Genomic DNA, 26,358 nt, shown 5'->3' with positions numbered 1-26,358 from the left:
GATCGTGAATGTATAACACACTAAATGAATAATATCTAAATCTGCGATTTACAGAGAATAAGAGAGATCCACTCAATATTTCGGGGGTTAAGCCGATGTTCTCTTTTCACAATACGATATGATCCGGGAATATGAATAGGTACCTCCACTTCTTTACCTTCTATTATGATCATATCATTGCACTTTAGATCTTGCCCAGGCTCTCTTCTAGCAAGCAGTATTTCTCCATGTCTTGTTTTAACTACTACCCCAAACCATGCACACGTATCACGAATTGTCTTCACAGGTATCGAGCATTTATCAGAACCAAGACAGTAGTCTATTATTGGAATAATTGCGGACTTTCCAGTACGCGACGCTCCACTAATTACGTTCACCTTACCTAATTCAAATCTTAATCGACGAGGGGCTAAGTTTGATTTCTTCGGCCATAATACAACTTCTTTTATTTGAAAAAACATCTTAAAAACCTACCTTCAATATGGATGAAATCTCGTGTAAAGTAAGACTTGCGCACCAATATCCTAGCTTCTTAGCAGCTTTCACCATTTCTTGAGAATCGTATTTCTTTGGTAGTGATTGACTTGCAATATTTACCTTACCATCATTGAGATTAAGCATAACAAGATCACATGCTAGTGCGATTCTTAATGAATCCATTGTCAATTCCCTCATTCGTAGAGTTTGATCATGAATCGACAATAGCAAATCCTTGTTCCTTTCTTTTGAAAATTTAGAAACAAGCAATCTTAATCCAGATGACTCATATGTAGAATCTATCATCTCTAGAGTTGCTTTGTGGTACAACATAGGTAGAATCAAAAAAATCAATTGCATTGGTACAGCTTGTTCTGATTTTTCTCTGTAACTAGAAACGAATCTATGAATTAGAATTGAACCGAGTGCAGGATTTTGGATGATATCTGTTTCTCTTTGTAAGATCCCCATATAAAAATCCCTCTCTATTCATCAATTTACTTTTTTAACAATTCCTTGTAATCAGGATGCCAGCCTATTTCTTCTTCATCTGAAAGTGTATGGTAGCTTCCAGAAACAAAATATGATGGTACGTCCAATCCTTGGAGTTTTTCTCGGTGTGACTTACAACACCTACCCCACAGTAGTTTTCCTTTGTTAATATCATTTTGTTCATATGGCATAAACTCTATTTCGTTTTTCTGACCATCCCAATACCTTAGCAATGCTTCTTCAAAATCAGCAATACCTGAACTGTGGATTAATCCCTCAGCACTCCACATAGTTCGGGCTGTTGATGACCTAAGGTAATCATAAACGGAATCCTCTTTATTTTTCTGATCTGTGTCAATCAATTCCAGTTGTCTTACATATTTAGCATTCATTAAATCATACTCGATAGCCAACTTTTCGGGTTCGTCTGTGTTTCGAGATAAAGGAACTTGTTTTATTTTTTCGATATATGCTGTTAAATCTTTATGGAATTCGTCATATGAAATTTCAGCTGGTCCATTCTGAGTGATTAGTTCCATAAATCTATTGGTCACCCACCCAATAGCATTATCAGTTGCATGCCTAACTATATTTGGATTTACAAACATTCGACTTATATGCTTCTCAATTTCTTCTAAAGGCTCTCCCTCTCCTCGAATCAGGGTAAAGTTTTGAATTAATTTCTCAACAACATCATTATTTGCCTTGAAAACATTTTCTACATATTCTTTTATCGAGGAAGAGACTTTCTCAAATGATACTGTTTCACTATCAAAAAGCTCCACTTTAGCATACCTGATAGCCTCTCTTACTTCACATACCTTAGTAGCATTAGAGAATTTCTCAACTATATTTCCACCTTTCTTGCAATTTGTATAAAGTTCGAATCGAGTCCTATCCAAATCAATATTACTACTAACAATCTCATTTACCCAATTACTGATAGTCTTCCATAAATCTCTAGAGCGATCCGCCACAGGATTATTCTCACTTAATGAGCTTTTATCCTGTTCATATATGATGGTTCCATCCTCATATCTAACTCCAACATCGTCTAACAATTCTAAACTCACTTTTGTTCCGAAATCACTCTCCAATAATCTACATACACATCTCTGAATTTGAAGATTATACCCATAAAGATGTTTGGGAGCATTAGTTGGTTTTCTATTCTTTTGGGAGGATTCTTGGATATGTGACATAAAGCACCTCCATAGGAAACTAGTCTATCAATTCGCTAATAAATATATCAATTTATACTATTGTACATATTAACCATCTCAAAAACAATCTATATATTCGATCTATCTATAAAAACTGACTAAAAGTAGCCGCAGCCGAATTCTGCGGTTGCTACTTTTATGCATTATGAGCCATCACTGTTGATCCAGTCGAAAACATTCCGCACATAACAGTAACCAATACCTACGAGAGAAAAAACCTATTTAAATTATAAATTACGATACATATACTACGGGACAAATAGTTCATTTCATCTCCTTCTTCTTGTTACATTCAATAGATTAGTGATCACCCCGAGTTCAAAAACATATTACGTAACCAATAACCACTAGTCGCAGACGTACTAGAGGGGAGCTTTGGGAGTAACGAAAAAGGACGGATTCCTTTTAATTAGGGGTCCGTCTTTCGTTGTTGTTCATCTATAGCTTGAATGATAATAAATCATTTTCGATCTCTTCATTCGTAATTCCAATATACCTCAAAGTAATCGAAGGGTGCGAATGATTCAAGATCATCTGTAACTTGGTAACATCCTTAGTCTGTTTGTAGTACCAGTAACCGAACGTCTTCCTCATCGTATGAGTGCCGATAGATTCCACTTCTGCCATGTCCGCCGCCTTCTGTAGCTGTCGGTATGCCTGTGTCGTCGTAATAGGCTTGTCCCCCTTACGACTAGGGAATAGCCATTTAGAATCTACGTCCTTTATATAGGCTTGTATCTCGTCATATATATTGTCTAGCTGGATGGTTCGTGTCTTCTTCGTCTTCCCTTCAAGTACTAGGACACGTTTCTTCTTTCGCACATCCGACACCTTGATTTGCAATAAGTCGCCACACCGTAACCCCGTATTGATCCCCATGACGAATAGTGTATAATCCCGTTCACTACAAAAATTCCGTAATGCCCATTTCATATCATCGATCTTCTGTAAAGCTCGTATTGGTTGCACATCTTGAATCTGATTCGGTGAGTAATTCGCCATCTGCTATACCCCTTTAATATCAACCTTTTAAATGTATGCTTTATTTCTACATTGCTAGTTTATCGGGTTATTCAGCTTAGGCCAATAGATTTAAGAAAATAAATGTATGCTTTCAAACAAAAGTATACAAATAAAAATGTCCCCTTTCCTATCCTCCCGACGCTTACATAAGTACAGAGTTACGAGAATGGGGGATTACGAATGGACAAGAATAGTTATGTTGATTTAGAGACAGGCGAGGTGAAATCCAAGCGAGAATATAGGCTACAGAATATCAATCAAGCCGATGCATACAAGGCGATTCTTAAAAAAGAAGAATATAGGGATCGGCAACGTTCACGTAATTGGATTGCTTGCTTCCATCAGTCCATACAGGAGCTATCAACGGAATTAAAGTTACATGAATTAGGAGTTGTCATGAATCTCCTACCGTATACGAAATTCAATGGGAAAGGACAGTTAGTTAAAGATGGGGAAGTAATGCGAATTGCTGACATTACCGAGGTGATTGGCAGGTCAAAGCGATCTACTATTACGATCATGAACAAACTAGAGGGATTAAACGTTATCTTGAAGCGAAAGGAACGAAACCGAAACATCTACTCATTAAATCCGCACTATCATTCTATAGGGAAATTACTTCATAGTGATCCGTTTACGAAGGTCTATCAACTTGCAGCAAGAAAAATGTTGCGGAATCTAACACTTAAACAAGCAGGAATCTTATATAAGCTACTACCTCATTTCCACTATGAGACGTATTATCTCTCACATAATCCGAATGAAGCTGACCTTAACGAAATTAAGCATATGAACCAAAGAGAACTAGCACAGGCTATCCATGAAGACGTTAGGACACTTCGTACCCATATGAAAGATCTACAGAGCAAAGGGTTCGTCATGATACAGAAGTCGTCTAATACGGATGCCTTTATCGTCAATCCCGACATCATGTTTCGGAAGGATGTCGAGGATGAATATACGGATGTTGTCCGAAAACAATTCTATCATCAGCAACTCAAGGAATCTCAAGAGTTAGACGTTAAGCTATCTGATGTAACTAGCGGAAAATAATTGCACCAAAACCCCCTATCTTGCGGAAAATAACTGCACCATTCAAAATGCCTATATCCCTTGGTATCATTGACCTATGGGGTTTTGGTGGAGAAAAAGACTCTTTATCTTCTATTACTATTAAGGTTACGTCCACTACCTATAAGAACATTAAGTACTAGGCTATCGCCTGCAAACCTATTCGGTGTTGCAATGACTAAGTGAATATATTGCTAATCATTTTTCACATCAACATGGAACTAGACAACCAAATATAACCGGAGCCTGTCTTTTAGGCGACGGTAATCACTTCATCTCTTGTTTAAGGCTTCATATCGAATCTAAAAAACCATGTAAAGCAAACCTGACATGGACTAACTTACTAACAAATAATAAATAACAAGACCTACAAGATTACGATGTCAAAGAACAATATCGTTAATATTGGGTTATACACTTAATCTTATTAGTTGAATGAAACAGCATAGGTCCACTACTTAATGTTCAGATAAAAAGAGCGATATGGATGCTAGATGAAAGAATCCGTTCATTACCGTTCATATCTCTTCTTATCTGGCATATCCAACTGTGGATGTATCGACTTGCCTGCGATAGTAGGTCGATTCAATGTACTCAACTTTGGGGAGTCAGTTTAACGTCCTTACCAAACATATTCGACATCAAAACTACCCCCCTTGAGTTTGGAGAGCGCCTTCCATATCTCTAAGGGAGTGAATGTGAAAACTTACTTTTAGTAAGCATATGTATATGTATACGATGGATATCAATTACCGTCTAGATCAGTTCGGTTAAGATGTACGATAGATCTACGGTGCTTCCGTTCATTGTTTACATACTTGCTTAGTAGTACTGCTTAACCTGATTAAAACCAAGATGACTAAAATATACCTTCTGATATGTTTTCGTGATTATCACAGCGAAGCTCCACACTAGGAGACCTACTTCTTATGTCCAGAAAACGAAAAAAATGCTTAGGAGTAAATTTTGTTGAGTTGACAGTCATACTCTGCTTTATTAAAAAACATTCGTGGTACTTTTTCCAGCCATTGAACTTTGGAACCTATACATTCATAACCCAATATCAAATCTTCTCTGACACTTCGATCAATGCCAATTTGGTCCCACGTTACATAATCGCCTTCTTTAATAACTTTTGCAACAACTACTGTACACCATAAGTCACAGTCATCTGGACACATTAAAATTGGCAGTATTTCCTCTTTGTTAGTTGAAGTATATCTTCCCTTAACGAATTCCATTTCTTCTTGATTATCCACCCATTCTAAGATTGTTGGAATGAGACCGTTTAGATAATCTGTAGGATAAAGTTGGTGAAGCAATACATCTAAAGGAATCCCATCTACCACAATATTTAAATGTTTTTCCGTACAATGCTCGCTCTTCATCCATTTAACTTCTAATTTATTCGTCTTCATTAATTAATGTCTTCCTTTCTTTGAACACTGCCCTACGACACCTTGTCTCTAGATGATTTGGTCAGTCTTTACCCTTTTCATTAGCTCCTTGTGTTTTAAAAGCGTGACTGCTCTACAATCACGCCTTCACTCTGACATCACTTCATAACAATTTTGATATCAAATTCTTTGCCCATCTTCGTATAGACGATAACTTCAACTAATTCCCTTAAAATCGTGTTCACTTCACGTTCAGGAAACTTGTCTCCATGTGTAAGGAATCGACGCATTGTCGCAAGTGTCAATTCCACTCTATCCAGCTCTGTGATATTCCCTTGCTCTTTGAGTTCGTCAACTTGTCCCTCTAATGTCTTGATCTGCTGTTTTACTTGGTGAATTTGCTCCCTCGCCTCACCCTGTGTGAAAATCTCCATCATGAACCCTTGTTGGATTCGTTTAATATCGTTGTTCAACTTTGTAATCTGTTTTTGCTTCGATTCTAGCTCTTGGGTGTAATCTGGTACATCGCTCGAACCATGCTCTCTTATCAGATCAACGTACTGTTCTAGCTGTTTTACATGTTGAGAGAAATAGGTGTAGAATAGTTCTTCAAACTCGGAAAGTTTTGCTCCACTATTTTTACAAACGGTGTAATCATCTCCACTACTATATGTCCTCGTTTGACAAGATGAAATCCGCTTGCCCCCGTATCTACTCCCTTGGAAGGAATGAATGGCTCCACATAGACCGCAACGGATCAGTCCACTAAATTTGTGTTTTCCTAGTTTCAATGCTGGTGGCCTACTATTGCGATCTTTTTTTAGCTGTTGAACTTGGTCGAATAGATCTTGAGATACAATAGGTTCGTGCGTATTCTCAACTAGGATCTGCTCGGATTTATCTGCATATGTTACGGTACGCTTTCCATCGACGGTCTTTTGGATTGTCTTACCATATAGAGAGTGTCCAACATACGCAACATTCGAAAGCAATCTTGACACACTAGCAGAAGACCAAAGCATATTCATGGTAGTTTTGACTGCTTCTTGTGTGAACTTATACGCTATATCCTTAGTGGAGAGTCCAGCTATGTACAAGTTAAACATCTCCCTAACAACAGGGGCATCTTCTGAGATTTCTAGACGCTTGGTATCTCGATTGTATTTGTATCCAATCGGGGATTTTTTCCCCAGCCAGTTACCGTCACGGGCTGATTGCCTAGAACCTCTAATCAGACGAGCTTTGATTTTTTGGTACTCTTGCTTAGAAAGGACACTTTGAATATCGGAAATGAAATCATCATCGTCTTTTCTAAAATCGTAAACTCTCGAAGGGGTAACAAATAAACAGCCTGCATTCACTAGAGTTTGCTTGATTTGATCTAAATGACCCACACTACGACTTAAACGGTCTTGATCGGCGGAAACAACAGCATCATAATGAAAGAGTTTGATTCTTGAAATCATCTTTTGGAGTTCTGGTCGATCGAGTTCTTGAGAACTTCCGACCTCTTTATAAACATCGTAGTTCCAATGGTTACGTTCGCATAAATCAATGAGAACAGACTGTTGTCGTTGCAAAGTGTCTTCGGTTTCTTCTTCTCTAGACTTACGGACATATACGGCAACTGTTTTCTTTGCTTCCATGCTCTAACTCCTTGTTGCTTAATAGTTTAATTGCAAGATAATTATAACAAAATGATTGCGTAAAATAAACTGTTTATAAGCTCACAAAAGATGCTACTCCGGAGCAGTTAAAAGCCGCAGGTCTTGATGCACATTATGTAGCCCATGACAGTGCCCTATTTTACAATAATTCTGCTGGCGTTCCCTTTACAGCAGCCTATATACAAGCAAAGGGCGATCCGATTGCTGATTTGTATGAGGATATCGCTGCGGAGGAGAAGGCACGGGCGACTTATCAGTGGATTATCGATCAATCAGATGATCCTGATTTAAATGACTCCCTGAAGTTTTTAAGAGAGAGGGAAATCGTCCACTCTCAACGCTTTCGAGAAGCGGTTGATATCCTGAAAGATGAGCGAGGGAAAAAGAAAATTTTTTAGGCATAGTTCTACCTCATCCACCTATTGTTAATCCTGAAGCTCTTTACTAGATCTCCCTACCGATTATCGATTTCGGACGAGATAGGTCCATTTCCATAGTAGCTCGTCGTAAAGATATTGGATTACAATTATGCAAATTTATATCAACATCCCCAAACTTAAAGAGCCCTGTTGGGCAGTTACATCTATTAAACAAAGAAGGAACAACCTCCTCATAAGGCTGTCCTTCTTTGTTTTTTAGTTATAAATCGCAATATATTTATGATATAAATCTTTTGCTACTTCTTTATCATGGGTACCGTGAATGAGCACGCGACCATCTCGGAATACGACAAAACGGTATGGATTTAATTTAAAAGTCAGCAAGTAATCATTAGCGTGCATATGCTTTGTTTCTTTCTTAAGCAATTGCTGTAAGCGAGTAAGATCAAATTCTTGATGAGGGCGTGTGCGGATTTGAACGGTATCCCTCCCGCAGAGAACCGTTATCTTCGCTCCATCGTCTGTTTGAAGAGTTGGATAGGTTGCATCTGGGCCACATGATGGACAATCTTCCTTCTTCAGATGCCTGACTCCTATCGAGGAGACTTCGTTCTTCCATACATCGAAAGAATAAAGCTTTTGGCGTAAATGTTCGGTCTGGTCGAGTAATATTTTAAATGCTTCTGTGACTTGCTCGGATACAACCACCTGTACTGCTGGGGCGATAATACCCGCTGTATCACATGTTTCACTTGAGATTGGCTCGTCCCCTAACAGGCACCGTAAACAAGGGGTGATTGTAGGTAAAATGCTGTACGTAACCCCATAACTCCCAACACAAGCTCCATAAATCCATGGAATGTGATGCTTTTGCGATATATCATTGATTAAAAAGCGGGTTTCGAAGTTATCAGTCGCATCGAAGATAAGATCCACTTGCTCCACAAAGGAGAAGATATTATCAGCTGTAACATCGCTAACTTGAGCATGAATCGTCACTTCTGAATTGATCTGCTCCAAACGATTTTTAGCAGCAATCACTTTGGGTAACGTTTCTCTTACATCCTGTTCTGTATACAACGTTTGGCGTTGTAAATTGCTTAGGTCCACGTAGTCCCGATCCACAATCGTAATCGTCCCAATCCCTGAACGAGTAAGCATCTCAGAAAGAGAGCTTCCTAATGCCCCCATCCCGATGATGAGAACATGCTTTTTTTTCAATATGGCTTGTCCCTGAATACCGATTGGTCCGAACCGCTCCTGCCTCGAATACCTTTCGGTTATCATACAGGGACGCCACTCTCAGGGCTGCTTGCTGTTGCATAGGGACGCTTAGGAATCCTGCCAGCTTCATAGCCAAGTCTCCCAGACATGACTGCATATTTCATCGCAAGTGCCATTTTGACAGGATCTTGTGCACCTGATACGGCTGTATTTAATAACACTCCGTCCGCACCGAGTTCCATCGCTAAAGTAGCATCTGCTGGACTTCCAATCCCCGCATCAATGATGACAGGAACGGTAGCTTGTTCGATGATGAAGGACAGATGAAGTGGATTAAGTAGCCCCATCCCAGATCCAATCGGGCTTCCTGCGGGCATGATGGCATGTACACCAAGTTCTTGAAGTCTGCGAGCTAGAACCACATCATCTGAAGTATATGGCAGCACAATCATTCCATCCTCCAACAATTGTTCGCAGGCTCGTAGGGTTTCAATTGGGTCGGGCAACAGGGTACGATCATCACCAATTACTTCTACTTTGATCATATGGCATAAACCTGATTGATAAGCCAATCTAGCGATCCGTACCGCTTCCTCGGCTGTTTTGGCTCCAGCTGTATTAGGAAGCAAGTGAAAGTTCTCTAAATCAATGGATTCCAAGAAGTTAGGCATATCTGGATTATCTAAAGGTAACTTACGAACAGCAAAGGTTAAAATTTCCGATTCGGATATCTCAATCGCTTGGTTTTGTGTTTGGGCATCGGGAAATTTACCCGTACCTAGTAATAAACGTGATTGAAAGGAATAAGGTCCAATTTGTAGCATGTTAGCCACCTCCCACAAAATGAATAATTTCAATTCGATCTCGATCTGTAAGCAAAGTAGCATCATATTGATCAGGTAAAATAACCGTGCCATTATGTTCAATGATGAGTCGCTTTTTTTCTAGGCTGAGCTGGATAAGAAGCTGTTCAATTGTTTCTGGCATAGGAGTAAATTCCCGTAAAGAGTCATTCAGATATAGCATATTTCTTCCTCCATCTCTCTGGTGCAAATGGTTGTAAGTCAAATGAACTCTTTCCATGCACAATGAGTTCGGTTACGATTTCACCCGTAATGGCACTGAGTAAAATTCCATTTCGATAGTGTCCGGTTGCATAAATGAGTCCAGAGAGGTCTGGGTCTAAACCTAAATAAGGAAGTCCATCTTTTGTTTGCGGCCGAATTCCTGACCAAGTCCTCTCAAGCTCTCCATCCAGAACAGCTGGATACATCTTAGCCGCTTTTAGAAAGAGTTGAAATAACCCCTCCATCTTTACAATAGGCTCCCACTCATAAGGGGATTCTGTTGCACCTACTAACAAACGATTTCCTGATTTAGGAACGATGTAGCAATCGCTAGTGTAAAGGGTATGCGTAAGATCCGTTCCAGGGAGTCGCAGAGAAAAGGCATCTCCTTTTACAGGATAGAGTGGAACGTGATAATCCTCAGGTAATAGATCATTCGTCCAAGCTCCCCCTGCTAGTACAACTGTTTCCGCGAAATACTTCCCATTCGTCGTATGGACACCCCGAATCTCATGTTGATGAATTTCTAGCGATAGAACGGTTGTATCTTCATAAACATCAACCCCTCGCTCCACTGCTGCTTTCATTAATGATGGCGCAAGGCGAGATGCTTCTAGTTGTCCATCTGAAACATGGACTCCCCCTCTAACCGCCGGAGAGACACCACGTACCCGATCACAAATTTGATCATAGGTGAGAAACTGGCTTGAAAGTCCGATTGCAGACTGCGCTTGATGTAGTTCAGCTAACTCCATCAGCTCTTCTTCTGTACGAGCAAGGCGCAATATGCCATTTTGGTTTAAATGAAGCTTTTCATGGGTCTCATTCTCTAATTGCCCGACCAAATCCCCAAAACGATGTTGACTCGCTCTTGCTAGATGAAACAGCGGATTATCAGGCTTCAACTCCACTTGTGCACCTAGCATGCCTGCGGCTGCGGATGAAGCATGGGAACCGATTTTATCTCGTTCGATCACAAGGATTCGTTTCTGAAATGAAGACAGATGGTACGCAATCGAAGCTCCGATGACCCCACCACCCACGATAATCACATCATACATTCAGTTCCCTCCTTGCTCGATTATAAGAAGCGAGTGCTTCCACAGGCTTGTCCATATTTAGAACTCCACCCATCACTGCAACTCCGTGGAAGCCAATCTGATGTAAAGGTGTGATATGAGCAGGCTGTATCCCACCAATCGCGATGACGGGTTGATTGATAGTTTCAATGATTTGTTCCGCTTCTTTTTCGCCGAGTGGTTGTTTATTTGGCTTAGAGGCAGTTTGATAAATGTGACCCAGCATGAAGAAATCTGCTTCTTTTGCCTGCTCCATTTCCCTAAGCGAATGAACAGAGACACCTATTTTCAAAAAAGGATAACGCTTCTTCACCACTTCAAATCGGGGACTTCGAAATCCAATTTGTACATGAGAGAGTCCAAGCTCTGCAACCAGATGCGGACGATCATGCAGAAGTAGCTTGGAGTCCGGAAAGGATTGATTTCGCAGCTCTTTGACAAGTGAAAGTAGTTTCTGATCAGAAAAATAGTGGAGACGCAGATGAAGCATATCAAAATCTTGTTGTAACAGCGGTATCGTTGTTAGCAAAGTTTGAAATGAACTGTTCTCAGGTGTAATCAAATGCAGCCTCATCCCGATCACTCCTAACCTTGTTAACTGTAAATTTTGCCGCCACTCTCTTGAAAATCTTCTGCCTTCTCTTTCATCCCTTCTTGCATCGCATCCTCTAAGCTGAGGCCTTTCTGCTCTGCATACTGCCGAATGTCTTGTGTAATCCTCATGCTACAAAACTTCGGACCACACATCGAACAGAAATGAGCCGTTTTCGCTGGTTCAGCAGGTAGTGTTTCATCGTGAAATTGATGAGCTCGCTCTGGGTCTAATGAAAGATTAAATTGATCTACCCAACGAAACTCAAATCGAGCCTTAGATAAAGCATCATCTCTTACTTGTGCGCCAGGATGTCCTTTCGCAAGATCGGCAGCATGAGCCGCGATTTTATAAGCGATGACCCCTTCTTTTACATCGTTTTTATTAGGAAGCCCCAAATGTTCTTTCGGTGTTACGTAGCAAAGCATTGCTGTCCCAAACCATCCAATCATCGCAGCACCGATCGCGGAAGTAATATGATCATAGCCAGGAGCGATATCGGTCGTAAGAGGTCCAAGTGTATAAAATGGCGCTTCCTGACAAACTTCCTGCTGTATATCTACATTTTCCTTGATCTTATGCATCGGAACATGCCCTGGACCTTCAATGAGCACTTGCACATCGTATTCCCAAGCAATTTTTGTTAGTTCGCCAAGTGTATCGAGTTCGGCAAATTGGGCTTCGTCATTCGCGTCTGCGATAGAACCAGGGCGCAATCCGTCTCCAAGTGAAATCGAAATATCGTACTCTTTTAGAATTTCGCAGATTTCACGGAAATGTGTATAGAGGAAGCTCTCCCGATGATGAGCCAAGCACCACGCTGCCATGATCGAACCACCACGGGAAACGATCCCTGTTACTCGCTTCGCAGTGAGTGGAATATAAGCAATTTTTACTCCAGCATGAATGGTGAAATAATCCACTCCTTGCTCTGCTTGTTCAATCAATGTATCCCGATAAACTTCCCAAGTGAGGTCTTCTGGTTTTCCGTTTACTTTCTCCAGCGCTTGATAGATAGGAACTGTTCCTACAGGTACAGGCGAATTTCGGATGATCCATTCGCGAGTGGTATGGATGTTTTTACCGGTAGAAAGATCCATAATGGTATCTGCTCCCCAGTGAGTGGCCCATGTCATTTTCTCCACTTCTTCTTCAATGGAGGAGCTAACTGCTGAGTTCCCAATATTGGCATTAATCTTAACGTGGAAGTTTTTGCCGATAATCATGGGCTCTAGCTCAGGATGATTGATATTAGCCGGAATAATAGCTCGTCCAGCCGCCACTTCTTCGCGTACAAACTCAGGACTTATTTTTTCACGTATCGCGATAAACTCCATTTCAGGCGTAATGATTCCTTGTCTGGCATAATGCATCTGCGTTACATTTTGGCCTGCTCGAGCACGTAATGGCTTAATATGGTTAGAGGGAAAAATAGCTTGATTCACTTTTTCTTCAGAACGATAACCGTTGTCGATCGGTTGTATCTCTCGTCCTTCGTACTCTTCGACATCCTCACGTTCTAAAATCCAATTACGTCGCAATGGGAATAAGCCTTTATTAATATCAATGATTACTTCCGGATCCGTATAAGGACCGCTCGTATCATAAACTTCAACAGGCTCATTCTCCGTTTCACCGCGCCAATCGTTAGTAGGTGAAAGTGCGATTTGGCGCATTGGAACACGAAGATCTGATCGGGATCCTTGCATATAAACTTTCTTGCTAGCTGGAAATGGGTATGCGTTCACGTCCATTTCTCCTCTCATCAAGCCAAATCAACTCTTATACGCAAGCTAGGGCCTAGGATTCCAATTCAATAGGCATAAAAAAAGTCGTACGCCAGTAGCGCACGACTTTCTAATTTCGAGTATTAGAAGTCTACAAGATCAGAAAAGTTCCGCTAAAAATAAAAAGCGAATCCTTTATCCATCCCTACGCTGGCATTATCCAGATCAGGTTATTGGTCGGTGGCAGAGTACTCCACCCTCTCAGCTTGGCTATCTCCAGGCTCCCATTTGATCGTATAAAGTTGTTATTTTGAATGTATCATACTCTTTTTCGGTTAGCAATACATTTAATTTATGAATTTATTTATACTATGTATTCATATCTTACGTAAGCCATTTTTTTAAATAATAACGTGTATGCTGATCTGGATAATCTAAAATTCCAAAAATCTCATATCCATATTTCAGGTAAAAATCTTTCGCTTGAAAGTCAAAAGTGTCTAGATGAGCCATTTGGCAACCCTTTTCTCGTGCTTCGTCCTCCATATGACGTAATAATCTTGAACCCCATCCAAGCCCTCTATCTTTCTCATCAATCCAAAACACAGTAATAAACAAACAACGTTTCTTCCAGTAAATAATCCCGTTAATCCCTCCTATCACACTTCCAATAGAATCCTTGATGTGAAATCCAATAGGAGATGCTGTAATAGGAACATGCAAATGATTATATTCATCAAGCCTTTTTTCAATAAAATCACGCTCATGCTTCTCACTCGTATAAATCATTCGCTATCACACCTTATGAGATATAATGAGATACGTAAATATAACATATAAAAAATAATTAACAAAATAATATTTTTTCAAATAGAAACACACTTGAACCAATCACTTTGGGCTCAAGTGTGTTTTTAAATTGGACGAGAAACTCACCTTCTACCTATCCAACTTTATGTTCAATTCGTAATTTATCCGCAACCATGGCGATAAATTCGCTATTAGTCGGTTTTGCTTTGCTTACATTGATCGTATAACCAAACAGAGTCCGAATTGAATCCATGTTTCCTCTGCTCCAAGCTACTTCAATCGCGTGACGAATAGCGCGTTCTACCCGGCTTGGGGTCGTTTTAAATTTCTCCGCAATTCGAGGATATAAGGTTTTCGTAATCGCCCCTAGAAGGTCTACTTCATTGTATACCATCGTAATCGCTTCTCGTAAATAGAGATATCCTTTGATATGAGCTGGTACGCCAATTTCGTGGATAACACTTGTGATACTGGCATCAAGGTGATTTGGACGGGATGCAAGCGAAGTAGTCATCGCATTCGTACGCGGTCTGATCACACTGCTTACCCCTTTCATTTGCCTGATCCGCTCGGTAAGTACATCCATATCAAATGGCTTCAAGATATAGTAAGACGCTCCCAACGAAACAGCCCTCTGCGTAACTTCTTCTTGTCCAAATGCAGTTAACATAATAATCTTTGGCATCGGTTGAAGTTGTAATTCTTGGATTTGTTCTAATACGCCTAATCCATCCAAGTGAGGCATGATAATATCCAGCACTAATACATCCGGTACTTCTTTTTTTAAAATTTCAATGACCTCTCCGCCATTATAAGCTACCCCAACCACTTCCAAATCAGGTTGTGAAGATAGATGCTCTTTTACAAGCTCAGTAAATTCTCGATTATCATCTGCTAATACAACTCGTATTTGATTCATAAACTTTCTCCCCTCATTGGTCCTGTCCCGAGAACTGGATAGAGTACATTTTCGACAACTTACCAAATCATTCCTTCTATTTATATTTAATTCCCTAACTTTTCCATTTTTTGATCACGAAACAAAAAGCGGTTACCTGTTAAGGTTTCCGCTGATTGATTTTCTAACGCCCCTGCATCTTTTAACATCCATTCGATATAAGTTCCATATCCAGAGCTTGGATCATTTACAAAGACGTGAGTAACAGCCCCCACTAATTTTCCGCCTTGGATAATCGGACTTCCACTCATCCCTTGGACAATACCCCCCGTTTTGGCAAGGAGACGAGGATCCGTCACTTTAATGATAAGTCCTTTGGTAGCAGCAAATTTCTGTTTCATGGCATGAGTAATTTGAATATCAAATTCCTCCACCTTCTGTCCTTCTACAACAGTATAGATCTTCGCAGGACCTTCCTTTACTTCATCGGAGAAACCGACTGGAATCGCATCACCTTGATTATGAAGCTTCTCACCCATACTCCCAAAGATGCCAAAAGGCGTATTTCTTTTTATGTTTCCGAGCACCTGGTCTTCGTTAAAAAAGATCGCTCTCTTTTCTCCAGGCTTACCAGAAGCACCCTTTTGAATCGAAGTCACATTGGAGTGAACGATTTTTCCATCTCCAACTTGAATCGGCTGTCCTGTATCCAAATCAGAAATGACATGGCCAAGTGCACCATACACTTTCTTTTGCGGATCATAAAACGTAAGCGTTCCTACACCCGCAGCAGAATCACGAATGAATAAGCCCATTCGGTACTGTTGATCCTTCTCATCAAGAGCTAGTGGAAGGACTACTTTGTACTGCTTGTCATCCCTTCTAAGCACAATTCGGAGCGACTTCGTTGTATTTCCTGCATCTTTGACAATCTTGGCTACATCTTGCGTACTTCTCACTTGTTGACCATTCATTTCAACTAAGTAGTCTCCTACATGAATGTCTGCTTGCTCACCAGGAGATTTGTCACCGTCTTTCGTTGAAACCAAGTGATGCCCGACAACCAAGATGCCCGACGATTGTAGCTTTACTCCGATTGATTGCCCTCCAGGGATCACCTGTAGCTTTGGTTGCTCCTTCGAATCCGCATTCTGGAGACCTGCCATTGTTTGCACAGAGTGTTCCTGACCCCTTTGTAGTACATTTGGAGTAGCAGGACTTACTGCATCTGTGATCGAAATCGACAGGAATACAAGATCCTCCCTTCCTTGCATCAAGTTATGATTTCGAGGGAAGGAGAAATACTGTTGAAAAAGAGAAGATGTACTTCCTATTATGAAAAGAAGCGCCAGGAGAACACCCCAAAATTTGATTCGTTGTCTGTCTTTACGCACGTATGAATCACTCTCCTGAGCTTCCCACCAAACCACCAGCCCAAGCAATTACATCTTGTACCATACGTTTAAAGTAACCTCAACAAATGGTGTTTATGTTACTCAAAAGCTTCCATTGAATCAAAACCGCCTAGTTTGGGAGCGCCCAGTTTTTGGTAAACTAACCGACACACTTCAAATCTTCTCTTTTACCACATTCGCCAAACGAATCATCTCCATGGCGTGATCTTTGGTTTTATCTGTAACCTCTACTCCGCCTAACATTCTCGCCAGCTCTAAAACCCGATCTGAATGATCTAAACGATTGATTTTTGTCCGTGTAGAAGTCTCTGAGCTCTGTTTGGAGATACCATAATGATGATCAGCCATACAAGCTACTTGAGGTAGGTGCGTTACACATAACACTTGGCAACGTCTTGCTATGTAGGCAATTTTTTCTGCGATCGCTTGAGCAGCTCGCCCGCTTACTCCTGTATCCACTTCATCAAAAATCAGCGTATCAACTTGTGACACATCGGCAAAGATACAGGTAAGAGCTAGCATAATTCGAGACATTTCACCGCCCGAAGCGATTTTTGCTAATGGACGAAGTGGTTCTCCAAGGTTGGGAGCGATTTGAAATTCGACTACATCCTGTCCTGTACCAGTAAGTCGTGTTTGCGAATTTTCATCCTCGTTAAAATGAACACGGAATAAGGTCGATCTCATGTGCAGATCTCCCAATTCACGTTCCATTTCTACTTCTAACTTACCAGCAGCCTTCTTTCGAAGCTGTGTGATGTGCGAAGCGAGTACAAGTAATTTCTCCTTATACTCATCTCGATTTTTCTCCAAATCATCTCTGTACTCGTCACGGTTCAATAGTTCTGATAGCTCCGATGAAATCATTTCCTGATAAGTAAAGATATCAGGAATCGTTTCACCATATTTACGCTTTAGTTGCCCAATATGGTGAGCTCGCTCTTGGGCTTCTGCTAACCGCTTCGGGTCGAAATCTAACACGTCTTGATAATGGCTCATCTCTCGGATCATTTCATCCAACTGGTCCGTCACACTAAGCAATTGCTCATGCAACACTTGGAGCTTAGGATCAATATCCGCCACACTAGCAAGCTCTGATGATGCTTGGTACAGGAAATCCAATCCTCGTTGCTCCCCGTATAAACAGCGATAGGAACGACTTACATGAGTCATTAATTTCTCCGTATTGGCTAGCTTTCGACACTCGGTCTCTAGTTCATCATCTTCACCTAAAATGAGCTGAGTATCTTGTATCTCTCGTAATTGGTACTCTAAAAGGTCAATGCGCTGTACCCATTCTCGTTCATCTTGATTTAACTTTGCCAATTTGCGCTCTATTTGAATATATTTTTCATAATTTTCTTGGTACTCTGTTCGTGTGGTAAGAAGCTCATTGCCTCCATATTGGTCAATCCACTCAAGGTGCATATCGATCTGATTTAATTTTTGGTATTCGTGCTGACCGTGAATATCGATCAGATGAGAGCCAATTTGTTTTAAGGTCCCCAACGTTACCAATCTGCCGTTCACCCTGCAACTACTTTTTCCATTCGCCATCATTTCTCGGCGAATCCATAAACTGCCCTCTTCTAACTCTAAGCCTTGCTCTTCAAACAGGGCAGAAAGTTGCTCACTCGGTTCACAGTCAAATACGGCTTCAATCTCGGCTTTTTCTTTTCCATGACGGACGAAATCAGCAGAAGCCCGCCCCCCCATCACTAGCCCAAGAGCATCGATTAAGATGGACTTTCCAGCGCCTGTCTCCCCTGTCAACGCATGAAAGCCATGAGAGAAATCAATATGTAATTCTTCGATGATGGCAAAGTGACGAATTGATAACTGCCGAATCATTTTCATCGTCTCCTACAGCATGTCTAAAAATCGTTGAACAATAACGGGTACTAGTTCTTTATTGCGTATAATCAACATGATGGTATCATCACCTGCAATGGTGCCAATAACCTCATCCCATTCTAAATTATCCATCAAAGCTCCAATAGCCTGAGCGTTTCCTGGTAAGGTCTTCATGACAATTAAATTTTCTGCATGATCGATCCCGACAAATGTTTCCTGTAGCATTCTCTTCAATTTTTGGTTGGGATTAAAGCGATTATCCAAAGGAAGAGAATATTTATACGTACCACTATTGGTGGGAACTTTCACTAGATGTAATTCTTTAATATCACGAGATACGGTTGCTTGAGTTACATTATAACCAGCTTTTTTTAATTCTTCCACCAGCTCGTCCTGTGTTTCGATGTCACAGTGAGTGATAATATCCCGGATCTTTATGTGCCTTTGCGCCTTCACAGTTGTTACCTCCTGTAGTTAACCCTTCTCATCGCCATGAAGCTTTTTACGTACTACTTCAAAGAAAGAGCGTTCTCTCCACTTTACTAAATAGGTTTGATTTTGAGATCTTCTAATCCGAATTAAGTCACCCTCATGGATCTCAAAGCCAATTTGTCCATCAATGGTCATCCCCATCTCATGATGCGCAGCGGAGACTCTTACTTCTAATTCACTCTCTGCTGGTAACACCATCGGACGAGAAGTAAGGGTGTGTGGGCAGATCGGGGTTAATAAGATTGCTTGAAATCCGGGCCATACAATCGGACCACCACAAGATAATGAGTACGCTGTAGAGCCAGTAGGAGTTGAGACAATAATTCCATCCCCTGAGTAACTACCTAAGAACATTCCATCCATACTAACAGAGCAGTTCACGATTCTCCCAAATGAACCTTTAGCAATTCCAACATCATTAAAGGCAGTTCCTCGGTGAACAATTTCCCCATTCCGAATGCATTCTGCGTCAATCATCATCCGTTCTTCAATACAAAAATCATTATTTAAGACTCGATCTACAGCACTTCCTAGATTATCTGGCTCCGCCTCAGACAAAAAGCCTAAGTTTCCCGTATTTATCCCTAGTATTGGCAACTTCGCCCCAGCTAACTCACGACCCACTCCTAAAAGTGTGCCATCTCCCCCTAGAACAAATACGATTTCCACACGACTGGGAAAATCTTTCAGCGGAATGCCACAATCATCTCGTCCCAACACACTTGCTAAATCCTGCTCTAATAACACAAACGCATTTTTTTCGCAGAGGAGTTGCATTAATTCCTTCGCAACCTGCAAAGCATGTGGCTTGCTGGCATTCATCATAATGCCGATTCGCTTCACAACTCCTACCCCATTTCTCTATTTGGTTATCGACCATGCTACAAGCATTCCTAATATAAATACAACGATGTAGCTCCACGGAAAAGGGGACCGTTTATGTGAAGGAAATTCATATTGAAACGTAATTTCCTTCACACTACGTGCCTCTATATCCACATAAAGCAAACCCATCGGTTTCGCTAACAAGTAAGAAGCAAAAAAAGAATCTCGCAGGGATGCTCCCACTTTTTTTAGCGGTCTTCTTCGCCTTGAAGTGATAACGGCATAGCGGTTGCCGTACTCATCTGTAGCAAATACATCGATAAACATCCGACTATCAAAGCTTTCTTCTCCCACCTTAATTTGGAGGGGGATCTTCTGTTTTTCCGCATATGCCTCATATCCATACTCCTGTAAGATCGCAGGGATATCACCCCTGAGCGGTTCAGGATCAGGACGAGTATTGAAAATCCAGTCTTTCATCGAAGCAAACGAAAACCATTTTCTTAGGAAAATGTAGAAGATGACTCCAACTAATAGGAATAAGACGATCGGATCTCCGGAACGTGTCATACGCACCTCCTCCTTCCCCTACTAATTCGGAGTCATGAAAAAGAAACCTCTTTATTTTTAGGAAAAACGTTGATGTACTTCCTGAACGATTTTTGAAATCGAGGCTGTCCAATCTTCTTGAACAGGTGTCTCTTGCTTTTCAAGTAAGCTGATAAATTCAATATTTCCTTCGCCACCTGTGATAGGAGAACCCGAAATTCCTTTTACAGAAAAACCATTGGAGTTAGCTGTAAACACAAATTTCAACAATACCTGCTCATGAATCTTGGGATCTTTTACAATCCCCTTTTTCCCAATCTGCTCTTTCCCAGCTTCGAATTGTGGCTTCACTAAAGCGATCGTTTGACCACCGACTGGCAAAAGCTGTCCTAAAACGGGCAAAATATGAGAAAGAGAGATAAATGATACATCAATCGTAGCATAGGTAGGCAGCTCACCTGTCAGTTGCTTTTTTTCTAAATATCGAAAATTGGTCCGTTCCATGACGATCACTCGGGCATCTTCACGAATCTTCCAAGCCAGCTGTCCATATCCCACATCGATCGCATACACCTGTTTCGCACCATTCTGTAGAGCACAATCTGTAAATCCACCCGTGGAAGCGCCGATATCCAACACGACTTGATCTTGAACAGAGGTAGGAAAAACGTGCAACGCTTTCTCTAGTTTCAATCCACCTCTGCTCACATAAGGAGAAACTTGTCCCTTAATTGTAATCGTCTTATCTACTGGCACTTTTGTCCCAGGTTTGTCGATTCGCTCTTGTTCAACCAAGACAAGCCCAGCCATAATGGCACGTTGGGCTTGCTGACGACTTTCATAAAAGCCTTGTTGTACGAGTAACACATCAATTCGTTCTTTCACTGCGTATCCTCTTATGCTTCCTGTTTTTTCTTTACAAATCGAGTTACTTGATCAGCTATTTGAGGAGGCGTTAGTCCTACTTCCTCCATCTGCTGAGCCATACTTCCATGTTCCACAAAGTAGTCTGGAATCGCAAGTAACTTTACCTTTGCATCATAAATCTCATTTTGAGCAAAAAACTCTAACACTGCACTCCCAAAGCCACCTTGCAAAGCCCCTTCTTCAAGCGTAACGATCGGCAGGTTATCTTGATAAAGAGATAAGAGCATTTCTTCATCCAATGGCTTCACGAATCGCGCATTAACCACTTTCGCACTAATTCCCTGCTTTTGAAGTAATTCTGCTGTCTGAATAGCTGGTTGAACCATTGATCCAAACGCTACTAAGGCTACGTCTTCTCCATCTTGCACGATTTCTGACTTTCCGATTGGAATGAGCTTAAACTCTTCGTCCATCTGCACCCCAGTACCGTTTGCTTTCGAATAGCGAACCGCAATCGGTCCTTTTCCATATTCGGTAGCTGTATAGAGCATATGTCTCAGCTCATTTTCATCTTTTGGCATCATCATAACCATGTTTGGTTGGGAACGCATAAAGCCAATATCATAGATCCCTTGATGAGTCTCGCCATCTTCTCCCACAAATCCAGCACGGTCAATCGCAAACACGACGTGCAGGTTTTGCCGACAAATATCATGAACGACTTGATCATACGCACGTTGTAAAAATGTCGAATAGATCGAAAAGACTGGGACGATCCCCTGTGTAGCGATACCCGCTGCAAAAGTACCTGCATGTTGCTCAGCAATCCCGACATCAAATGTGCGATCCGGGAACCGTTGCTGGAACTTCTCCAGCTTCGATCCTGTTAACATAGCTGGAGAAATCGCTACGATTTTCGGATTCTTCTCCGCTAGTTCGATCATCGTCTCGCCAAAAACAGCTGGATAGGCTACTGGTCCACCTGATTTCTTGGCAAATGCTCCTGATTCAATCTTATAGGTTCCTACCCCGTGGTAGTTTACTTGATCAGCTTCCGCAGGCTGATATCCATTCCCTTTACGAGTCACGATGTGTACTAGTACAGGACCTTTAGTATGCGCCGCTTGACGTAGACACTCCATTAGGTCCGTTAAATTATGACCATCGATCGGACCTAGATACGTAAAGCCCAACGTTTCAAATAAAACTCCATCTACAACTAAGAATTTCAAACTATCTTTGACACGTTCAATTAGATGGGCAAATGGAGTACCCACAGAAGGGATTTTTTTAATCAGTGCTTCCACATCATGCTTGGTTTTCGAGTACGTTTTGTTGGTACGTAAACGTCCTAAATAATTATGAAGCGCCCCCACATTCGGACTAATTGACATTTCATTATCATTTAGCACCACAATGAGGTCTTTTTTCTCTTCCCCAATATGATTAAGCGCCTCGAGAGCCATACCGCCGGTCAAAGCTCCGTCCCCGATGATGGCAACCACTTTATTATCTTCACCTTTTAAATCACGTGCAGCCGCCATCCCCATCGCACCTGACAACGATGTACTACTGTGTCCCGTTTCCCATACATCATGTTCACTTTCGCTCATCTTAGGAAAGCCGCATAAGCCTTTGTATTGACGAAGCGTTGGGAAAAGATCCATTCGTCCTGTCAATAATTTGTGAACATAGGCTTGGTGACCCACATCCCATAAAAACTTGTCCTTCGGGCTATCAAATAAATAGTGTAGAGCAATGGTCAGCTCTACTACACCTAGGTTAGAGGCAAGATGTCCACCGGTTTTTGATAAACTTTCAATTAAAAACTGACGAATCTCTTCCGCTAACTTAGGTAATTCTTCTACGGGTAGTTTTTTTAGGTCGTCTGGTGATTGCATCTGCTCCAAGAGCATCGCGATCGCCTCTCTTTCTAGTTTCTTTATACACAAAGTGTAGCATGTTTAAATTGATTTTTATTGGTTGAGATGATCATATCAGAAAAACGCCGGTCACGAATCTTTGTTCGAACCGGTACGATCTCAATTCCCTATGTATGTTCATATCATTCTTTTTAAACGTAATTATTATTATACCATAATCTAGCGATCACGCGACATTAGGTAATCGGCTATCTCCATTAGTCTCCCCGGGTTGCAATCTGGAATATTCATGAGTGCTACCTTTGCTTGTGCGATACAGTGATGTAATTTCTTCTTTGATTCTTCAAGTCCTAGTAATGACGGGTACGTTGACTTGTGGTTCGCTTCATCACTCCCCACACGTTTCCCAATCTTCTCTTGGTCGCCGATCACATCTAAGATATCATCTTGAATCTGAAAGGCTAATCCAATCCCATAAGCAAATTGGCTCAAAAAGTGCATCGATCCTGGAGATACTCCAGCAACACGAGCTCCCATGCGGACCGAGTATGCAATCAAGTCGCCTGTCTTCCGTTTATGAATGGACTGGAGATCTTCTAAATCAATTCGCCGATCTTCTGCTAATAGATCGCTTACCTGCCCTCCAACCATTCCTTTTGCACCAGCTAAGGTAGCTCCTTCTCTCACAATAGACATCGCAGTATGCATGGGCAGATGAGCCTGAGTAGCTCCATCAGCTAACAAGCCAAATGCTTCCGTTAGCAAAGCATCTCCTGCAAGGATCGCCATTGCTTCACCATAAACTTTATGGTTAGTTAATTTACCACGGCGATAATCATCATCATCCATACTAGGCAAATCATCATGAATCAGTGAATAGGTGTGAATCATTTCCACAGCACATGCAAATGGAAGTACTCGATCTGCCTCAGCCCCGAACGCTTCGGCCGTCGCAATTGCGAGAACCGGTCTGATCCGTTTTCCCCCTGCTAATAACGAATAGCGCATCGAATCCAACAGCGGTTGCGGAATATCCGTAAGCTGGCTTGTATATGTATCTAGCTCTTCGTGCACGAGCTGTGCTTTTTGCTGTATGTAATCTCGAATAGTCGGCACAGTCTATAGCTCCTCCTCATTTTGGAAAGGTTTCTTTTTCCACTCTCCATTTTCTTGAACCAACATCTCCACTTGTTGCTCTGCCCAATTCAACTTTTCGCGGCAAAAATAAGCTAATTGGTTTCCTTCAGCAAACAAACGAATCGCTTGATCCAGCGGAGCTTCCCCTTGCTCCAATTGTTTCACAACTTCTTCTAAACGCTCCATTGCTTCTTCAAATGAAGTGGGCTCAGAAGGTTGTACACTTTGACTATTACTCATCGCCCTGTTCCTCCGTTCCAAATACTTGGCATTTTACAATTCCGTCCTGCATGCGTATTTTTAATAAATCACCTAGTTTGACTTGAGAAGTAGACGCGATTACATCTGGTTGATGAAAACGATACACTACCGAATAGCCTCGTTTCAATACTTTTAATGGGCTAAGGGCATCTAATTTTTCTAAATTACGATCCAAACGATTTTCTTCTCGCTCCATCGTAGCCTTCATTGCTCGAAGTTGGTTCTGACATAATCGAGATAATTGCTCTTGATATAAGGCAATAGACTGATGTGGCCGAAGCCTGTATAGTCGTGAAGATAACTGTTCTACTTTTAGAGCACCTTTAGCTGTCTTAGATTTAGCATGATTGCACAGATCCCGTTCGAGATAGTCAAGACGTTGCGAATACTGTTCCAACCGTTCACCTGGTTTTTGGAAAATAGGTCGTTCCAGGATGGAGTTTAATTTACTCCGTTGTCCCTCTATCAACTTGATAGAAGTATGATGAAGTCGTGTTTGAAGAGATTCAAACCGTTGCGCGATCTCTTGAAAGTCAGGGACCACCATCTCTGCCGCTGCCGTCGGGGTAGCCGCTCGGAGATCTGCTACATAATCGCTCAGCGTATTATCTGTCTCATGTCCCACAGCTGAAACAATCGGGATGATGGACTCGGCAATCGCACGAACCACCACTTCCTCGTTAAAAGCCCATAACTCCTCTAACGAACCACCACCTCGCCCGACGATTAATACATCGACATCCGCTAATCGATTCATCTCCAGAATCGCCTCTGATATCTCTCGTACCGCATGCATCCCTTGGACCGCTACAGGAAGCAACACAATTTGGGTAAGCGGGTAACGCCTCTTCATCGTCGTAATAATATCCCGAACCACTGCCCCTTGCGCAGAGGTAATTACCCCCACACGGCGTGGAAAGGTTGGAATTTGTTTCTTAGGGCGTGTAAATAACCCTTCTATCTCTAAACGTTCTTTTAGCTGAAGATATTTGCTATATAGATCCCCTTGTCCGCTGTTTTTCATCTCTAAGACTTTTAGCTGAACTTGGCCATCTTTTTCATAGACATATAGCTCACCACGGATCGTTACTTGATCTCCATTCTTGGGCTTAAAGAGTATAAAGCGACTAGACCATTTAAACATAACAGCTTTCATCTTAGCAGTTTGATCTTTGATGGAGAAATACATGTGTCCACTAGAAGTGTGATGAATAAAGTTCGTAATCTCACCTTGGATCCAGACCGCTTTACTACGCTCGTCTCGGTCTACTAGTCCTGAGAGGTGAGAAACGAGCTCCGATACACTCCAGATTTCGCGTTCTTTGCGATGGGGCATGTTAGTTCCTCGCTATCTCTATATGTATAAGTTTTTGAGTTGGGTGGGGCTTGAATTGGGCTGGGATTGGGCTTGTGGGCTTTTGACAGAACGACCAGAAGAAGCTTTGGGGGTTCAGTGCTCTTGAAGCCTTGCGCAGATGTAGAAAAGACCGCTACGGCAATTTGCTACGGGCGCGAGCAAAACTCGCATTCGCTCAAACATGTTGCTCGCTTCATCCCTACGCCAACCGCCTCCGCTCTGTAAGCGGCATTCAAAGGCACATTCACCCCCAAAGCTTCTTCCGATCGATTTCGTCGATAGTCCGTTTTGAGTGATGTGGTATGGTGTGTGCTTTTTTGTAGAATAGATAAAGAATAAATGCCTAAGAAAAAATGGCTAAGAAGAAAAAACAATCCTTAACTCGTCGCAATCTCTGTCTACAGTCATCTAGCCACCCAACACGCCTGTTAATTACCTAGACAATGGAGATGGAATAGGGGCAATGTGTCTGACCACTGCGATGTTAGTGAGCCTACCCAGCGCAGTTCTTCGTAGCTTGGGCGTTTTGTGGCAATGTTTGAGCGTTCTTTGCGAGTTTTGCCACTTGCCCGAAGTGGAGAAGGACGGAGC

Annotated in this window: 24 protein-coding genes, 1 pseudogene and 1 riboswitch; of the genes and pseudogenes, 2 read left to right on the top strand and 23 right to left on the bottom strand. The window is 41.6% G+C overall.

Annotation, left to right across the window (positions count from 1 at the left end):
- Positions 1 to 462: 462 nt before the first annotated feature.
- The 3 genes from J2Z48_RS14125 to J2Z48_RS14115 all read right to left on the bottom strand — a co-directional run bounded on the left by J2Z48_RS14125 (position 463) and on the right by J2Z48_RS14115 (position 3,194).
- Positions 463 to 948, bottom strand: coding sequence for a three component ABC system middle component (locus J2Z48_RS14125; RefSeq protein ID WP_307254561.1), 486 nt, complete (start codon positions 946 to 948; stop codon positions 463 to 465).
- Positions 949 to 974: 26 nt separating this feature from the next.
- Entirely contained in the window at positions 975 to 2,171 is a 1,197-nt protein-coding gene (locus tag J2Z48_RS14120) for an ABC-three component system protein (protein WP_307254559.1), read from the bottom strand.
- 459 nt (positions 2,172 to 2,630) lie between these two features.
- Positions 2,631 to 3,194: a tyrosine-type recombinase/integrase gene (locus tag J2Z48_RS14115; protein WP_307254558.1), complete on the bottom strand. Its 564-nt coding sequence runs from the start codon at positions 3,192 to 3,194 to the stop codon at positions 2,631 to 2,633.
- A 201-nt stretch (positions 3,195 to 3,395) separates the two neighbouring features.
- On the opposite strand from J2Z48_RS14115, the gene J2Z48_RS14110 reads away from it, so the two are divergent.
- A complete protein-coding gene (locus tag J2Z48_RS14110; protein WP_307254557.1) occupies positions 3,396 to 4,268 on the top strand; it encodes a replication/maintenance protein RepL in 873 nt (290 codons plus the stop codon).
- Between the two features lie 971 nt (positions 4,269 to 5,239).
- On the opposite strand, the gene J2Z48_RS14105 is transcribed toward J2Z48_RS14110, so the two are convergent.
- Together J2Z48_RS14105 and J2Z48_RS14100 are read right to left on the bottom strand one after the other, a co-directional pair.
- On the bottom strand, positions 5,240 to 5,704 hold the full coding sequence (locus tag J2Z48_RS14105) for a hypothetical protein (RefSeq protein ID WP_307254555.1): 465 nt from the start codon (positions 5,702 to 5,704) through the stop codon (positions 5,240 to 5,242).
- A gap of 137 nt (positions 5,705 to 5,841) precedes the next feature.
- The gene (locus tag J2Z48_RS14100) at positions 5,842 to 7,329 is read right to left on the bottom strand and encodes a recombinase family protein (protein ID WP_307254553.1); all 1,488 of its coding nucleotides are present in this window, start codon (positions 7,327 to 7,329) and stop codon (positions 5,842 to 5,844) included.
- 71 nt (positions 7,330 to 7,400) lie between these two features.
- Here J2Z48_RS14100 and J2Z48_RS14095 point away from each other — a divergent pair.
- Positions 7,401 to 7,748, top strand: a pseudogene (locus J2Z48_RS14095) (manganese catalase family protein); the annotation flags it as partial.
- 237 nt (positions 7,749 to 7,985) lie between these two features.
- On the opposite strand, the gene J2Z48_RS14090 reads toward J2Z48_RS14095, so the two are convergent.
- From J2Z48_RS14090 to xseA, 18 genes are all read right to left on the bottom strand, one after another.
- Positions 7,986 to 9,014 (bottom strand): ThiF family adenylyltransferase, encoded by a 1,029-nt coding sequence (locus tag J2Z48_RS14090; protein WP_307254576.1) that lies wholly within the window; start codon positions 9,012 to 9,014, stop codon positions 7,986 to 7,988.
- Complete coding sequence (locus J2Z48_RS14085; RefSeq protein ID WP_307254551.1) at positions 9,014 to 9,778, bottom strand: thiazole synthase; 765 nt, start codon at positions 9,776 to 9,778, stop codon at positions 9,014 to 9,016. Before J2Z48_RS14085 ends, J2Z48_RS14090 begins: the two co-directional genes overlap by 1 nt.
- Position 9,779: 1 nt before the next feature.
- A complete protein-coding gene (gene thiS, locus J2Z48_RS14080; protein ID WP_307254548.1) occupies positions 9,780 to 9,980 on the bottom strand; it encodes a sulfur carrier protein ThiS in 201 nt (66 codons plus the stop codon).
- Positions 9,964 to 11,082, bottom strand: coding sequence for a glycine oxidase ThiO (gene thiO, locus J2Z48_RS14075; protein WP_307254547.1), 1,119 nt, complete (start codon positions 11,080 to 11,082; stop codon positions 9,964 to 9,966). Before thiO ends, thiS begins: the two co-directional genes overlap by 17 nt.
- Complete coding sequence (locus J2Z48_RS14070; RefSeq protein WP_307254545.1) at positions 11,075 to 11,674, bottom strand: thiamine phosphate synthase; 600 nt, start codon at positions 11,672 to 11,674, stop codon at positions 11,075 to 11,077. Before J2Z48_RS14070 ends, thiO begins: the two co-directional genes overlap by 8 nt.
- Positions 11,675 to 11,694: 20 nt before the next feature.
- Entirely contained in the window at positions 11,695 to 13,440 is a 1,746-nt protein-coding gene (gene thiC, locus J2Z48_RS14065; protein WP_370872935.1) for a phosphomethylpyrimidine synthase ThiC, read from the bottom strand.
- Positions 13,441 to 13,604: 164 nt separating this feature from the next.
- Positions 13,605 to 13,717: riboswitch (TPP riboswitch) on the bottom strand.
- 86 nt (positions 13,718 to 13,803) lie between these two features.
- Positions 13,804 to 14,208: a GNAT family N-acetyltransferase gene (locus tag J2Z48_RS14060; protein WP_307254543.1), complete on the bottom strand. Its 405-nt coding sequence runs from the start codon at positions 14,206 to 14,208 to the stop codon at positions 13,804 to 13,806.
- A gap of 154 nt (positions 14,209 to 14,362) precedes the next feature.
- On the bottom strand, positions 14,363 to 15,148 hold the full coding sequence (gene spo0A / locus J2Z48_RS14055; protein WP_307254542.1) for a sporulation transcription factor Spo0A: 786 nt from the start codon (positions 15,146 to 15,148) through the stop codon (positions 14,363 to 14,365).
- Positions 15,149 to 15,234: 86 nt separating this feature from the next.
- The gene (gene spoIVB / locus J2Z48_RS14050; RefSeq protein ID WP_307254541.1) at positions 15,235 to 16,521 is read right to left on the bottom strand and encodes a SpoIVB peptidase; all 1,287 of its coding nucleotides are present in this window, start codon (positions 16,519 to 16,521) and stop codon (positions 15,235 to 15,237) included.
- 174 nt (positions 16,522 to 16,695) lie between these two features.
- Positions 16,696 to 18,393 (bottom strand): DNA repair protein RecN, encoded by a 1,698-nt coding sequence (gene recN / locus J2Z48_RS14045; RefSeq protein ID WP_307254539.1) that lies wholly within the window; start codon positions 18,391 to 18,393, stop codon positions 16,696 to 16,698.
- Between the two features lie 12 nt (positions 18,394 to 18,405).
- On the bottom strand, positions 18,406 to 18,852 hold the full coding sequence (gene ahrC, locus J2Z48_RS14040) for a transcriptional regulator AhrC/ArgR (protein ID WP_307254538.1): 447 nt from the start codon (positions 18,850 to 18,852) through the stop codon (positions 18,406 to 18,408).
- 18 nt (positions 18,853 to 18,870) lie between these two features.
- Entirely contained in the window at positions 18,871 to 19,731 is an 861-nt protein-coding gene (locus J2Z48_RS14035; protein ID WP_307254536.1) for an NAD(+)/NADH kinase, read from the bottom strand.
- 18 nt (positions 19,732 to 19,749) lie between these two features.
- Positions 19,750 to 20,283, bottom strand: coding sequence for a hypothetical protein (locus J2Z48_RS14030; protein WP_307254533.1), 534 nt, complete (start codon positions 20,281 to 20,283; stop codon positions 19,750 to 19,752).
- A gap of 57 nt (positions 20,284 to 20,340) precedes the next feature.
- A complete protein-coding gene (locus J2Z48_RS14025; RefSeq protein WP_307254531.1) occupies positions 20,341 to 21,147 on the bottom strand; it encodes a TlyA family RNA methyltransferase in 807 nt (268 codons plus the stop codon).
- 11 nt (positions 21,148 to 21,158) lie between these two features.
- Positions 21,159 to 23,045 carry a 1-deoxy-D-xylulose-5-phosphate synthase gene (dxs, locus tag J2Z48_RS14020; protein ID WP_307254529.1) on the bottom strand — a complete coding sequence of 629 codons (1,887 nt, stop codon included), beginning with the start codon at positions 23,043 to 23,045 and terminating at the stop codon, positions 21,159 to 21,161.
- 186 nt (positions 23,046 to 23,231) lie between these two features.
- Positions 23,232 to 24,128 (bottom strand): polyprenyl synthetase family protein, encoded by an 897-nt coding sequence (locus J2Z48_RS14015; protein WP_307254527.1) that lies wholly within the window; start codon positions 24,126 to 24,128, stop codon positions 23,232 to 23,234.
- A gap of 3 nt (positions 24,129 to 24,131) precedes the next feature.
- A complete protein-coding gene (gene xseB / locus J2Z48_RS14010; protein WP_307254525.1) occupies positions 24,132 to 24,389 on the bottom strand; it encodes an exodeoxyribonuclease VII small subunit in 258 nt (85 codons plus the stop codon).
- Positions 24,382 to 25,746, bottom strand: coding sequence for an exodeoxyribonuclease VII large subunit (gene xseA / locus J2Z48_RS14005; RefSeq protein WP_307254523.1), 1,365 nt, complete (start codon positions 25,744 to 25,746; stop codon positions 24,382 to 24,384). Before xseA ends, xseB begins: the two co-directional genes overlap by 8 nt.
- Between the last annotated feature and the right edge of the window lie 612 nt (positions 25,747 to 26,358).

It is taken from the genome of Croceifilum oryzae (genome assembly GCF_030814315.1).
Taxonomy (GTDB): Bacteria; Bacillota; Bacilli; order Thermoactinomycetales; family Thermoactinomycetaceae; genus Baia; species Baia oryzae.
The sequence above is the reverse complement of the archived record's forward strand: the minus strand, read 5'-3'. Positions and strand labels throughout refer to the sequence as shown.

What these genes read in the sequence shown, in the direction of transcription:
- J2Z48_RS14115 (WP_307254558.1), bottom strand. Translation starts at nt 3,194, where the DNA reads ATGGCGAATTACTCACCGAATCAGATTCAAGATGTGCAACCAATACGA.
- xseB (WP_307254525.1), bottom strand. Translation starts at nt 24,389, where the DNA reads ATGAGTAATAGTCAAAGTGTACAACCTTCTGAGCCCACTTCATTTGAA.
- J2Z48_RS14070 (WP_307254545.1), bottom strand. Translation starts at nt 11,674, where the DNA reads ATGAGGCTGCATTTGATTACACCTGAGAACAGTTCATTTCAAACTTTG.
- thiS (WP_307254548.1), bottom strand. Translation starts at nt 9,980, where the DNA reads ATGCTATATCTGAATGACTCTTTACGGGAATTTACTCCTATGCCAGAA.
- J2Z48_RS14125 (WP_307254561.1), bottom strand. Translation starts at nt 948, where the DNA reads ATGGGGATCTTACAAAGAGAAACAGATATCATCCAAAATCCTGCACTC.
- thiO (WP_307254547.1), bottom strand. Translation starts at nt 11,082, where the DNA reads ATGTATGATGTGATTATCGTGGGTGGTGGGGTCATCGGAGCTTCGATT.
- recN (WP_307254539.1), bottom strand. Translation starts at nt 18,393, where the DNA reads ATGATTCGGCAGTTATCAATTCGTCACTTTGCCATCATCGAAGAATTA.
- dxs (WP_307254529.1), bottom strand. Translation starts at nt 23,045, where the DNA reads ATGCTCTTGGAGCAGATGCAATCACCAGACGACCTAAAAAAACTACCC.
- J2Z48_RS14030 (WP_307254533.1), bottom strand. Translation starts at nt 20,283, where the DNA reads ATGACACGTTCCGGAGATCCGATCGTCTTATTCCTATTAGTTGGAGTC.
- J2Z48_RS14060 (WP_307254543.1), bottom strand. Translation starts at nt 14,208, where the DNA reads ATGATTTATACGAGTGAGAAGCATGAGCGTGATTTTATTGAAAAAAGG.
- xseA (WP_307254523.1), bottom strand. Translation starts at nt 25,746, where the DNA reads ATGCCCCATCGCAAAGAACGCGAAATCTGGAGTGTATCGGAGCTCGTT.
- J2Z48_RS14100 (WP_307254553.1), bottom strand. Translation starts at nt 7,329, where the DNA reads ATGGAAGCAAAGAAAACAGTTGCCGTATATGTCCGTAAGTCTAGAGAA.
- J2Z48_RS14105 (WP_307254555.1), bottom strand. Translation starts at nt 5,704, where the DNA reads ATGAAGACGAATAAATTAGAAGTTAAATGGATGAAGAGCGAGCATTGT.
- J2Z48_RS14110 (WP_307254557.1), top strand. Translation starts at nt 3,396, where the DNA reads ATGGACAAGAATAGTTATGTTGATTTAGAGACAGGCGAGGTGAAATCC.
- J2Z48_RS14085 (WP_307254551.1), bottom strand. Translation starts at nt 9,778, where the DNA reads ATGCTACAAATTGGACCTTATTCCTTTCAATCACGTTTATTACTAGGT.
- spo0A (WP_307254542.1), bottom strand. Translation starts at nt 15,148, where the DNA reads ATGAATCAAATACGAGTTGTATTAGCAGATGATAATCGAGAATTTACT.
- J2Z48_RS14120 (WP_307254559.1), bottom strand. Translation starts at nt 2,171, where the DNA reads ATGTCACATATCCAAGAATCCTCCCAAAAGAATAGAAAACCAACTAAT.